The sequence below is a fragment of the Sphingobacterium sp. BN32 genome (genome assembly GCF_030503615.1).
Lineage (GTDB): Bacteria > Bacteroidota > Bacteroidia > Sphingobacteriales > Sphingobacteriaceae > Sphingobacterium.
Genome location: NZ_CP129963.1, coordinates 3,469,885 through 3,482,733, shown reverse-complemented (window position 1 = coordinate 3,482,733; position 12,849 = coordinate 3,469,885). Strand labels below are relative to the sequence as shown.

Below are 12,849 nucleotides of genomic sequence, written 5' to 3'. Positions count from 1 at the left end.
TCGATTAAGATAAACGATGAGAAAATTAAAAAACCTAGCCTATAGCAGCTTGTGCCTAAGCGCACTGCTGCTTGCTACAGCCTGCAATGGCAATACAAGCGTGAAAAAAGCAGAAGCAGTGCAGGACAGCACGGCGCAAGAGTATAATGAGCAGGGCTTTGTTTCCATGCTTGATCAAAATAGCCTGAGCGGCTGGGAGGGCGACTCCGCGATCTGGTCGATGAAAGACGGAGTGTTAACTGGCGAGATAAAACCTGGTGCAAAGCTAAAGAACAATACCTTCCTGATTTGGAAGGGAGGCGAGCCCGGGGATTTTGTATTACGTGCGAAGTTTAAGATTTCGGATAAGGGGAATAGCGGGATAAACTACCGCAGCGAGCGTTTCACGGAACTTCCTTATGCCTTGAAAGGTTATCAGGCGGACATCGATGGCAAAAAGAACTATACGGGACAGAACTACGAAGAGCGCAAGCGTACGACCTTAGCTTATCGTGGCGAGCGCACGGAGATTCGCGAGATCGAGGAAGGTCTTGTTGCCGAAGCGAAAGGCAATGCTTGGACGAACAGAAGAGTCTTGGACACGATCGATAATTTAGAGACGCTAAAGAATGCGATAAAATCGGAAGATTGGAATGATATCGAAATTGTTGCAGAAGGAAACAAGCTTTCTCATTTCGTAAATGGTAAATTGATGAGTGAAGTCATTGACAATGACTCGAAAAATAAAAATGATAAAGGTTTGATTGGAGTCCAAGTTCATGTGGGGCCACCAATGAAAATCGAGTATAAGGATATGCAGATCAAAATCCTGAAGTAGGTTTGGATTTGATGTGCGGAATTGCTAATATTGAATAAACCTAAGCAATGAAAACTACCGACAAAGTAACTGAAAGACTATTTCAAGTGCTTTCCAATGAAGAGAAGGCATATTTAGAGCTGAGCACCCAACAAATTCAAGAAGATTACAAGAAGCACTTTGTTCGTATTTTTTCTACGCTGAACAGGCGTTTATCCTTTCATACCCGCGAATCCTTAATTAGTATTCCTGCAGAAGATACCGGTAAGTTGTTGATAGTCAACTGGAGTGTTTTGAAGCTTGCTCGAGTATGGTTGCTTGGGCAGATTTCGGATGATGAGGCTAACTATCAACAATTTATCAATAGATTATTCGAGTTCGCTGATATGCATGAACTTGAAGCACTTTACGCGGCACTTCCGCTGCTCGACCATCCGGAAAGCTGGATAGAAAGATGTAAGGAAGGAATCCGCAACAATATCGGAACTGTTCAAGAAGCAGTTATCGAGCATAACATGTTTCCCTTTTTATACCTGGATGAAGAATCCTGGAATCAATTGGTGCTGAAAGCATTCTTCACCGGAAAGAAGATTTTGAATATCTACGGATTATTTGAAAGAAACAACGAATCCTTAGCAGACTCCATTGTCGACTATATCTATGAGCGACACTCTGCTATGCGCGAGATCCATCCAATGTTATGGATCCTAGCAAAAGAGCATCTGCCGTCACGCGCATTGGATATCCTGATGGAATCTTATGAGCAGGAAGTGGATGAGACCAAGAAATCAATCTTGCTTCAATCTTTGGCGAGCAATCGTGAGCAGTTAAGCGACTCGTTTAAGTCGGCTCATGCGCAAGCATTGGAACAAATTTCTCCAATAGAAGAAGTATTGGAAGCATATAAATAAAAAGCCTATGTGTACTGAATTGAATAGAGACTTAGCCAGTATGGGTAAGCCTATCCCATTGGAATTGGATGTGATAAAAGGGATGAAATTTGTTGATCCGCATATCCATATGGTTTCCAGAACGACTGATGACTACCAAGCCTTGTTTGATGCCGGTGTTTTGCTGGTAATCGAGCCGGCTTTTTGGGTAGGGCAGCCGCGAACGGGTCTTGATACGTTTAAAGATTATTATAGCAGCCTGATTGGTTGGGAGCGATTCAGAGCATCGCAGTTTGGCATTCGCCATTTTTGTACGATTGGATTGAACTCTCGTGAAGCGAACAACGAACCGCTGGCGGAGCAGGTGATGGAATTATTGTCTCACTTTATCTACAAAGAGGGAGTTTTAGGCATTGGCGAGATTGGTTTTGACGACCAGACGCCTGCCGAAGAAAAATATTATAGAGCGCAATTGGAATTGGCGAAAGAGGCGAATGTACCGGTACAGGTGCATACTCCGCATCGCGATAAAACACGCGGCACGCTGCGTAGCATGGAGATTGCGTTGGAACATGGCTTGGATCCTCAAATGGTCATCATTGACCATAACTCAGAGGAGACGGTTAAAGATGTTCTAGATCGTGGTTTCTGGGCTGGTTTCACCATTTACCCATTTACCAAAATGGGGAATGAGCGCATGGTGGATATCGTGAAGACCTATGGCGCTGAAAACATTATGGTAAACTCAGCCGCAGATTGGGGAATCAGCGATCCTTTAGCGGTTCCTAAAACAGCAGCACTGATGCTGCAGAAAGGAATTGACCGGGAGAGCGTAGAGAAAGTGACCTACAGCAATGCGATCGAAGCTTTTGGGGTTGCGAATCATTTGGATTTAGCAACGCTCAATGAAACATTCAACGCTGATCCTACTGCGAAGTTTGAAGGAAACACCATCTTGCGCGGCGGACAACAACCACGCTTAAATAAAGGATCTATTATTATTTCATAAGGTAGGAGAGAAGATATGAAGGCATGGATGCAGTTGATTAGACCTTCAAACGTGTTGACCGCCATTAGTGATGTATTGGCAGGCTTAGCTATTGCTTGTCTGCTCATTCAAGAAGCTTTACCATCCTGGGATGTCATTTTGAATATTGTGTTTTCCAGTATGCTGCTCTATACAGGGGGCATTGTTTATAATGATGTCTTTGATGCGAAATTAGATAAGATAGAGCGCCCTGAGCGCCCGATTCCATCCGGACGTATCGCTTTATCGTCTGCGGCAATCTTTGGCGCTGTAGCCTTTATTATAGCGTGCTGGCTGGCCTATCAGGTTAACATGACCTGCTTCTACATGGCATTGGCTATTGTACTGATGTGCCTAGTGTATAACGGAAAGGCGAAGCATCATTTTATCCTCGGGCCGATTACGATGGGGATGTGCCGCGGTTTAAACCTGTTACTGGGTTTTGCGGTTATTCCAGAGTCGCTTTCCTATTGGTATATCGCTTTTGTGCCGCTTATCTATATTGCATCAGTTACTAATATTTCTCGTGGGGAGGTGTATGGTAATAATAAAACTGCCATGCAGGTTTCGCTGGGATTGTATTTGCTAGTTGTCGCTACGCTGGGTTATTTCGCTTGGCAGAGTGGGCATACCTATGCTTTTCTTTTCATCGCCGGCTTTGTTGCCATGATCGCGAGACCTTTATTTAAAGCTTTAAAAACTCTATCGCCTACAGATATTCGGCAAGCCGTTAAGTTCGGGGTTTTAGCCCTGATCTTAATGAATGCGAGCTGGATTGCTTTGAGTGGTTTTTGGATACTGGCATTGGCTGTTTGCTGCATTTTACCGGTCTCAATTGTTTTAGCAAAGAAGTTTGCTGTCACCTAATTATTTTTTTAACGTATGGAACGTGTGTTAAAACAAGGCTTTAACATAGATTATTCTTATAATATCTATTTCACAGAGGGCATTTTTGCCCCACAAAATAACTTGCTTCGGGATTTCTTCTTTCAGCGTAGAAATCCAGAGTTCAAGCAAAAGGTACTTTTTGTTGTCGACCGTGGCGTTTGGGAAAAGCATCCTGCATTAGCCGGGCAACTGAAAGATTACTTTCAGGATTTGGACGATGTTGTGCTCGCTGGCGAGCCCCTCGTATTGACTGGCGGCGAGGTCTGCAAAAACAATCCGGAGGCTTTAGAGTCAATTGTTCAAGCTATTGATGAATATGGTGTCGACCGACATTCTTATGTAGTCGCTATCGGCGGCGGGGCTATCTTAGATTTAGTGGGCTATGCGTCTGCAATTTCTCATCGTGGCATTCGCCATATCCGCATTCCGACAACGGTTCTTTCACAGAATGATTCAGGTGTTGGAGTTAAGAACAGCGTAAATTATAAAGGAAAGAAGAATTTCTTAGGGACTTTTACACCGCCTGCTGCGGTATTCAATGATTATACGTTTTTATCCACATTGGATAATCGATCTTGGTTAGCTGGGATTTCTGAAGCGATCAAAGTCGCTTTGATCAAGGATCTGGATTTTTATAACTGGATACAGGCTCAAGCGGATGATCTTCCGCGCAGAGATTCCCAATCCATGAAAGAGTTGATATATCGCTGTGCAGATTTGCACTTAGAACATATCCGTAATGGTGATCCATTTGAGTTGGGTTCATCACGTCCTTTGGATTTCGGGCATTGGAGTGCCCATAAATTGGAGCAGCTCAGCAACTTTGAGGTACTTCACGGCGAGGCCGTAGCAATTGGGATAGCCATCGACGTTGTGTATTCTTACCTCATTGGTAACCTATCAGAGCATGACGCGCTTTCAGTCGTTCAATTAATTCACCATTTGGGATTGCCTGTATATCACCCTATTCTTTCGGAATCGGAAGGAAGGCAGCAGCTGATTAAGGGCTTGACGGAGTTTCAAGAACATCTGGGCGGTCGCTTGACGGTTGTTCTTCTAGAGCAGATGGGTAAGGGCAAGGATTACCATCAAATTGACACGGAATATGTCCTGCAGGCGATTGATTTTTTAAGTGAGTTTCAACAAGCATATAATCGATTGGATGAAGTTAGCTAACACACATATTTCGTATTGTACGAACATACATCCAGGGCAGGATTGGCATTCGCATTTCGATCAGTTACGGACGCATGTTCCGGCGATCAAGGATGCTGTCTCTCCGGATGCTCCCTTTGGCTTAGGTCTTCGCATATCGGCCGAGGCGAGTGAGGAATTGTTGAAGCCCGAGTGCTTGCTGGAGTTTCAGCTATGGCTGAAGCGGAATGATATTTATGTTTTTACGCTGAATGGTTTTCCTTATGGGGATTTCCATGAGAAACGCGTGAAGGATATGGTTCATTTTCCTGATTGGACGAGCAAAAAACGGAAGGATTATACCATCTCCTTATTTAAGATCTTGGAAGAACTGATGCCGGAAAAAGGAGAGGCCGGCATTTCCACATCGCCGCTCAGTTATCGCTTCTGGTTTGATGAGTCTGCCGAGGAATGGCGGACAATGCGAGAAGAGGCGACACTGCAGATAGTGGAAGTCGCAAGCTTTCTGTATCAGAAGGAAATCAGCACGGGCAAGTATATGCACCTGGATATAGAGCCGGAGCCTGATGGTGTCCTTGAGAATGTGGACGAGTTTATTGCCTGGTATCAGCAAGAACTGTTGCCCGCAGCGCGAGCATACTTCGAGCGGGTACAAGGCTTGGATGCAGAACAGTCAAAACATATCATTAATCGATATATTACGATTTGCTACGATGTTTGCCACTTTGCTTTAGCGTATGAGCAGCATCCGCAAGCGATGAAGCGTTTGGAGGAATTGGGAATAAACATCGGGAAGTTCCAAATTAGTTCCGCATTGAAGGTGCAGTTCACTAATGATGTGGCAGACCGACTTCATAAGCAAAAAGTACTGGAGGAATTTGACGAGCCTATCTACCTTCATCAGGTAATCGCTCGTGATAAAAAGAACAATTTGGTTAAGTACCGCGACCTAATGGACGCGCTTCCCCATATCGAGAATTTAGACCATGTAGAATGGCGCAGCCATTTCCATGTTCCAATATTCTTAGACCAATATGGCGAGGTATCTTCTACACAGCAGGATATATTGGAGGTTCTAGCCTTGCATAAGGAGCAAGAACGAACGCGCCATTTGGAAGTAGAAACTTACACCTGGGGTGTGTTGCCTCCATCTTTGCAGATTCCGATTCAGGATTCAATAGCAAGGGAGTTGCAATGGTTATTAGATGAGTTAAAAGATTAGCATAGAAATGAATAGAGTTTGCGTAATAGATGTAGTTGGTTTATCACAGTCGGTACTTGGCGAATACACGCCTTTTTTGAATGCTTTTGTAAAGCGTAATCATTTAGGAGATATTAAACCCCCGATGCCGGCATTAACCACTGCGTCGCAGACGACATATTTAACAGGCACGACGCCTAGCGAACATGGAATAGTGGCTAATGGCTGGTACGACCATTCGGCTTCGGAGATACAGTTTTGGAAGCAATCCAATAAACTGGTACAGGCAGAGAGTATTTGGACAACAGCGAAGAAGCGTAATGCTGACTTTACTTGCGCCCAGATGTTTTGGTGGTACAATATGTACAACGATGCGGATTATTCCGTTACACCGCGGCCTAATTACTTGGCAGACGGCAGAAAGATGCCCGACTGCTACGCTTATCCAGCTAGCCTACGTGATGAGCTGACGGAGAAGTTTGGCAAATTCCCATTATTTAATTTCTGGGGTCCCAATGCGAATATTGTATCCTCACGTTGGATCGCCAATGCTGCCATGTATGTGGAAGAGAAGCATCAGCCGACATTGAATTTAATTTATCTTCCTCACCTCGATTACTGCTTACAGAAGTTTGGTCCGGATCAGGAGCAGATCAAAAACGAATTGTTGGAGATTGATAGTCTTGTTAAAGAGTTGGTGGAATTCTTCGAAGGTAGGGGTATTGAAGTGGTTATTCTTTCAGAATATGGAATCGCTGCAGTGGATCAGCCAGTCCATATCAATAGAGCCCTCCGCAAAGCGGGACTCCTGGGAATACGTATTGAGCGAGGTCTGGAGTTGCTCGATGCAGCTGCTTCCGACGCTTTCGCGGTTTCAGATCATCAGATTGCGCATGTTTACTGTAAAACGAAAGCCATAGAGACAAAGGTTAAGAACTTGCTATCTAATTTGGATGGCGTGGACAAAGTGTTGGATAAAGAAGAGCAGAAAGCCTATGGCATGGATCATGAACGTTCAGGTGATTTACTTGTGCTGGCGAAGCGCAATGCATGGTTTACCTATTATTTCTGGGAGGACGATGCAAAAGCTCCGGATTATGCACGTATGGTCGATATACATAAGAAGCCGGGCTACGATCCGGTCGAAATGTTCATGAGCTCGAAATCCAGAGCGATCTTTAAGCTACTATTGAAAAAGATTGGTTTCCGTGCGGTGTTAGACATCACTCCATTGGATGCCAACCTGGTAAAAGGCTCGCATGGTATCGTCGATGTAGAGCGACAATATTACCCCATATGGATCAGTAAAGATAAATTCGAGGACTCTTTGGAGCCTACGGCAATAAAAGAGATTATCCTAAATAAAATATTCGAAACGGATAATTAGGATACTTAACTTCCTATCAAAACATTGATGCGGTTTATTCGTTGTTGAAGTAATTGGTTTTTAGAATAAGAATTCCCTATGGCTGTTAACAAGTCCTACAGTGCTCATCATGCACAAAATGTTACTGATTATCCGAATAACAATACCTTTTTCCTAGTCTGGAAAATGCGCTCATCCCTAGCAGTTCCTGAAATTAAAAAGAAGTTTCAGCGTATCTGTGCTTTGGTGATCAACCTAAATAACTCTGCATTAGATCGCTTTCCCGATGCGAAGGCTAGCGTGGTTTTTGGGATAGGTTATGATGCTTGGCAAAGTTTAGATTTACCGCATCCCCTTCCTAAGGAGCTAAAGAATTTCGAGGCTATAGCGGGCGATAAGCATGTAGCGGTATCTACGCCTGCTGATTTTCATTTTCACATTCGCGCTGACGAGAAGAGTCTGGCTTATGATATGGCGAGTACTATCAGCTCATTTATGAACGATTTTGCAGACTGCATCGTTGAAGTGCAAGGCTTCCGCTATTGGGATAGTCGTTCGATTCTAGGGTTTGTAGACGGTACGGAGAATCCACATGGCGCCGATCGGGATTACTTTGCAATCGTTTCAGATGAAGATCCGGCGTATAAAGGAGGGAGTTATCTGTTCGTTCAAAAATATGTACATGATCTGACCGCCTGGAATGCTCTCCCAATTGCTGAGCAGGAGAAAGTTATCGGCCGCTCAAAGGATATGGATATCGAGATGAGCGATGAGGAGAAACCTGCTAACTCACATAGCGCGCTGGCGAATGTTGGTGATGACTTTAAAATCGTGAGAGATAATATGCCTTTCGGTACGGTGAGTTCCAACGAGATGGGCACCTATTTTATCTGTTATGCCAGTACATTCACGACAGTAGAAAAGATGTTGAAGAACATGTTTATCGGAAATCCTGTCGGAAATTACGATCGAATACTAGACTTCAGTACGGCGAAGACCGGAACGTTGTTCTTCGTTCCTTCCTTAGAAATGTTAGATCAATTTTCAGGATAATCCTATCTTCCTTAATACGAACAACACAAGTTGATCAATCGCTACAAGTGTTAAAATCTTTAACTTTTGTTTGCATGTATTTTATCAAATAATTGCGTTAATTGCTGTTAGAAAAACAACATCATGCCGCGAATCGTATTCATCTGCCTGCTGATCTTGCTTAAAGTTTGTCATGTTCAGGCGCAAATAGTAGACCGTGTAGACTCCAGTAGAATACTACTCGATGATCCCGCTTATCATTTCCATTATAAGAAGCTAATTATCCCTACTGTTTTTATTGGATACGGCGTTGCCAGTTTGATCAGTCCCAGTTTAAAAGAACTAAATAGCTCCACGCGCTACGAAACGAGAGAGCATATCACGGTGGGTGCTGTTATTGATAATTACATGCAATACGCACCTGCAGCAGCTGTTTATGGACTGAACTTATTTGGCGTTAAAGGGAAGCATAATCTCAAAGATCGAACGATTATCTACCTCACATCTCAAGTCTACATGGGCGCAATGGTGATTCCAACGAAAAGGTGGGTCGGAGAGATACGGCCCGATGGATCGAATACAAGATCATTTCCATCGGGACATACGGCGACGGCCTTCTCATCTGCACAGTTCCTCTTCCATGAATATAAAGACAGCAATTTTTGGCTCAGTATTTCCGGCTATCCTTTGGCAGCAGCCACGGGCATCTATAGAATATTTAACGATAGACACTGGGTTGGCGATGTGGTAGCTGGCGCCGGAATAGGAATTCTATCTACGGAACTTGCTTATTGGACCTATCCCATGACATCACAATGGTTTCATAAGAAGGATCATAATTCAACGACCTTAATCAGTCCGTATTATCAGGATCATGCCCTGGGGATACACCTAGCGAAGGTATTCTAAATAGCCATCGCATGTAAGCGCAGGATAGATTAACAAATGGCATAACTTATTTTTAGGTTTCCTATGCTGGCTATTCCTCAAAAATAGTCTCTAAGTAAAGTATTTTATCTATATTAGAATGCAACATAAAGAGAACTTAACTTATTATAATGCCGACCCTATGACCAGTAAGGTGACAGACTTTCTGAAAACCATTCAAATAAGTGATTTTTCGGCGACTCCGAAATATCAGCAGCTCGCATCTGCGATCATCGATGCCGTGAAGAATGGAACCCTAGAGAAGGATGATATGTTACCATCGATCAATGAGCTCAGCGTCTATGTCGATATCTCTCGTGATACCGTCGAAAAAGCCTATAAGTTTTTAAAAAATTCCGATGTTATTGCCTCTATACCCGGCAAAGGGTATTATGTGGCGACGACCGACGTGAAGCAACGTGCAAAGATTGCCATGTTGTTGAATAAATTGAGCGCACATAAAAAAATTGTCTACGATTCATTTGCGCATGAACTGGCAGATGAAGCCGCACTCGATTTATTTGTCTATAACAGCGACATCACTTACTTAAGGACGCTGTTGGGAAATTTAACGAAGACCTACGATTATTATGTCCTTTTTCCGCATTTTAAAGAGGGTAGGGATCAGGCGTCTGAGATCATCAATAAATACATTCCCAGAGAAAAACTCGTGCTGTTAGGAAAGTATATCGAAGATATACAAGGCGAGTTTGCTGCGGTTTATGAGAACTACGAAAAGGATATCTATTGCGCCTTGGAAGAAGCATTGCCGGCATTGGCTAAATATGCGACAATCAAATTAATATTCCCCGATAACAGTGATTATCCGAAAGCTATCATTAAAGGATTTTATAAGTTTGCCCAGCAGTATGCATTTAACCATTCCCTTGTTAGCGAGCTGGATAAGGAGCGCATTTCTGTGGGAACCTGCTATATCAATATCGCAGAAGATGATTTGGTTAAACTGTTGGATAAGATTATCAATAAAAAGCTGCACATAGGCCAAGATGTGGGGGTGATTTCCTATAACGAGACTCCGCTGAAGAAGTTTATCCTTAACGGCATCACTACGATTTCTACTGATTTTGAAATGATGGGGAAAATGGCCGCCGAGCTGATTATCAACAAGTCTAAAGATCATGTCGAAGTGCCGTTTTATCTTAATCAGCGACCTTCCATTTAAGGTTCGAAATGTAGCAAAAATATAAAAGGGCATCCCATACGGATTGCCCCTTTTCTTTTGTAAAAAATCTAAAAAATACCGTTGTTACTTCAAAGGATATTCTTTGAAGATACCTTCGACAACCTTTGGAAGGTTATTTATAGCTTTCTCCGGTGTTCTAATCTCACCAGAACCTCTCGCTTGCCATACCACCGAGTTTGTTTTACGATCTACGGCTTCAATGATGACATGTGAGTAGCGGAATTTCTCTTTTCCAACAGGGTAGGAAGGACCACCGCCATACCATCCCCAGCCCCAACCCCAAGGACGATACATGCCCCATGGGCCACCCCAACCATAACTTGGACTGTAGACCATCCGGCTTTTGTTATTTACAATCGTCACGTAACGAAATAAAATATCTGGGTTTTCTTTAGAATAGGTCAGTCCACGTGCTTCAATCTGCTTATTAGCGGTCGATATAATGTTGCTACGTGAAATATCATTTGTAAAATAATTCTTTGAAAGGGAATCCACAGGAGGCAACCAACCATAGGTTTTATACTGTGAGAAATCTAAATTTTGCACCCTCGTCGTATTGTACTTATAGGATGAACAGGACGCTAAAAATAAAGCGGCCGCGGCAATGAATATAGACAAAAGCGATTTCATAACTCTAATTTTTTTATTTGACTATGCTAGACCTCAAAGGTTTAAAGCCTTTTGTTAAAAAGGATATTTTGCGACCAAGGGCATGGCTCTACCTGATCCAAAAGCCTTAGGGCTTACGCGCAGGATCGGGGGAGCTTGAAAACGTTTGAACTCTGCATTATTCAATAACTTGGATATGCGTTGCACCAATGCTTCCTCGAAACCCAGTTTCACTAGCTCGCTGGCTGGTTTTTCCATTTCAATCAGCTGAAATAAAATGGCGTCCAGGATATCATATGGCGGCAGGGAATCCGAATCTTTCTGATCAGGTCTTAACTCCGCGGATGGCGGTTTAACAATCGTATTGATTGGAATAATCTCTCTATCTCTGTTGATGTAGTTCGCCAATTGATAGGCCTGTGTTTTATACACATCTCCAATAACGCTGATAGAACCGGCCATATCGCCATATAAAGTTCCGTAGCCTACAGCAGCTTCACTTTTGTTGGATGTGTTGAGCAGGATATTTCCGAACTTATTGGAAATAGCCATCAGAATGGTACCCCTCGCTCTGGCTTGGATATTCTCCTCAGTCGTATCGGGCGCTTTTCCGGCAAAGGTATCGGCTAAGCCAGTTTCAAAAGCATTTGCAATATCCTTAATTGGCACAATTTGATGCGCACATCCGGTATTCTCCACAAGATCTAATGCGTCTTTCAAGGAGTGATCGCTGGAATAAATCGAAGGCATCAATACGCTTAAAACGTTCTCAGCACCTATTGCTTCGCATGCCAGCGCTGCCACTAATGCCGAATCTAAACCTCCCGAAAGTCCTAAAACCGCTTTTTTGAATCCTGATTTTTTGAAATAATCCCGGAGCCCCAGGATTAGAGCATCGTGTATCAGCGCAATTTCACTCTTCGCGGAAGGAGCAATCCTGCGCTCTGCGGTTAAATCCTTGTCAAGTTCAACAAATTGTAGATCCTCATCAAAGGCATTTAATTCTTCAATAATCTCTGCTTTTCTATTGAAAACAAGCGATCGGCCATCGAAAATAATATCAGCATGAGCACCGACCTGATTAACATAGACTAGAGGGGCATTCGCTTTGATCACATTGCGGCTCAAAACATTTTTGCGGCTGTCAAAGTGTGTATAGGAGAATGGTGAAGCCGCAATATTGATTATTAAATCTGGATTTTCCTTAGCCAGCTCCAGCATGATGTCGCCAACATAGGAATTCGGCCCGTCATCATCCCAAAGGTCTTCGCAGACCGTTAGAGCGATGGTTTTGCCACGAAAAGGGATGCAATTCACTTGCTTGTTAGGCTCGAAATAGCGGTATTCGTCGAATACATCATAGTCCGGCAATAAACTCTTCTTTACAGTTTGCGAAACTTTACCGTCCTCCAGAAGTAAAGCAGCATTGTATAGCGCTTTGCCTTCACCATCCTGATTTCGAATAGGCGCACCGATGATACAGGCAACACCCTGGCAGGCTTGGGCAACGGCTGCAATGCTCTGCTCACATTGGGCTATGAAGGAGCTGTTTCGTAATAAATCCTTAGCGGGATATCCTCCAATTGCTAATTCTGCAAAAACAACTAAATCTGCCCCAGCGGACTTTGCTGTCTGTATTGCTTGAATTATTTTTTGGTTATTCGCTTCAAAATTTCCGATATGGTAGTTAAGTTGTGCTAACGCAATTTTCATGTGGCTGAATTTATTGTAAATTTACTAATTAATTTTGTGTA

Annotated in this window: 12 protein-coding genes; 10 read left to right on the top strand and 2 right to left on the bottom strand. The window is 43.3% G+C overall.

The features are described from left to right. Positions 1-16 precede the first annotated feature (16 nt). The 10 genes from QYC40_RS14745 (at position 17) to QYC40_RS14700 (ending at position 10,465) form a co-directional block, all read left to right on the top strand. Complete coding sequence (locus QYC40_RS14745; protein WP_301990883.1) at positions 17-817, top strand: DUF1080 domain-containing protein; 801 nt, start codon at positions 17-19, stop codon at positions 815-817. A gap of 47 nt (positions 818-864) precedes the next feature. After that, positions 865-1,707: an EboA domain-containing protein gene (locus QYC40_RS14740; RefSeq protein ID WP_301990882.1), complete on the top strand. Its 843-nt coding sequence runs from the start codon at positions 865-867 to the stop codon at positions 1,705-1,707. A 7-nt stretch (positions 1,708-1,714) separates the two neighbouring features. Further along, the gene (locus QYC40_RS14735) at positions 1,715-2,695 is read left to right on the top strand and encodes a TatD family hydrolase (RefSeq protein ID WP_301990880.1); all 981 of its coding nucleotides are present in this window, start codon (positions 1,715-1,717) and stop codon (positions 2,693-2,695) included. Positions 2,696-2,722: 27 nt separating this feature from the next. After that, positions 2,723-3,580, top strand: coding sequence for a UbiA-like protein EboC (gene eboC / locus QYC40_RS14730; RefSeq protein ID WP_301990878.1), 858 nt, complete (start codon positions 2,723-2,725; stop codon positions 3,578-3,580). Between the two features lie 15 nt (positions 3,581-3,595). Further along, positions 3,596-4,777: a 3-dehydroquinate synthase gene (locus tag QYC40_RS14725; RefSeq protein ID WP_301990877.1), complete on the top strand. Its 1,182-nt coding sequence runs from the start codon at positions 3,596-3,598 to the stop codon at positions 4,775-4,777. Beyond that, a complete protein-coding gene (eboE, locus tag QYC40_RS14720) occupies positions 4,764-5,978 on the top strand; it encodes a metabolite traffic protein EboE (RefSeq protein WP_301990875.1) in 1,215 nt (404 codons plus the stop codon). The genes QYC40_RS14725 and eboE overlap by 14 nt, the downstream gene beginning before the upstream one ends. A gap of 7 nt (positions 5,979-5,985) precedes the next feature. Next, positions 5,986-7,344, top strand: coding sequence for an alkaline phosphatase family protein (locus QYC40_RS14715; protein WP_301990874.1), 1,359 nt, complete (start codon positions 5,986-5,988; stop codon positions 7,342-7,344). A 78-nt stretch (positions 7,345-7,422) separates the two neighbouring features. Then, on the top strand, positions 7,423-8,376 hold the full coding sequence (locus tag QYC40_RS14710; RefSeq protein ID WP_301990873.1) for a Dyp-type peroxidase: 954 nt from the start codon (positions 7,423-7,425) through the stop codon (positions 8,374-8,376). 123 nt (positions 8,377-8,499) lie between these two features. Beyond that, positions 8,500-9,264: a phosphatase PAP2 family protein gene (locus QYC40_RS14705; protein WP_301990871.1), complete on the top strand. Its 765-nt coding sequence runs from the start codon at positions 8,500-8,502 to the stop codon at positions 9,262-9,264. 118 nt (positions 9,265-9,382) lie between these two features. Continuing rightward, positions 9,383-10,465 carry a GntR family transcriptional regulator gene (locus tag QYC40_RS14700; RefSeq protein ID WP_367652283.1) on the top strand — a complete coding sequence of 361 codons (1,083 nt, stop codon included), beginning with the start codon at positions 9,383-9,385 and terminating at the stop codon, positions 10,463-10,465. Between the two features lie 84 nt (positions 10,466-10,549). On the opposite strand, the gene QYC40_RS14695 is transcribed toward QYC40_RS14700, so the two are convergent. Continuing rightward, a complete protein-coding gene (locus QYC40_RS14695; protein ID WP_301990869.1) occupies positions 10,550-11,116 on the bottom strand; it encodes a DUF4136 domain-containing protein in 567 nt (188 codons plus the stop codon). A 54-nt stretch (positions 11,117-11,170) separates the two neighbouring features. After that, positions 11,171-12,808 (bottom strand): NAD+ synthase, encoded by a 1,638-nt coding sequence (locus QYC40_RS14690; RefSeq protein WP_301990868.1) that lies wholly within the window; start codon positions 12,806-12,808, stop codon positions 11,171-11,173. Positions 12,809-12,849 lie beyond the last annotated feature (41 nt).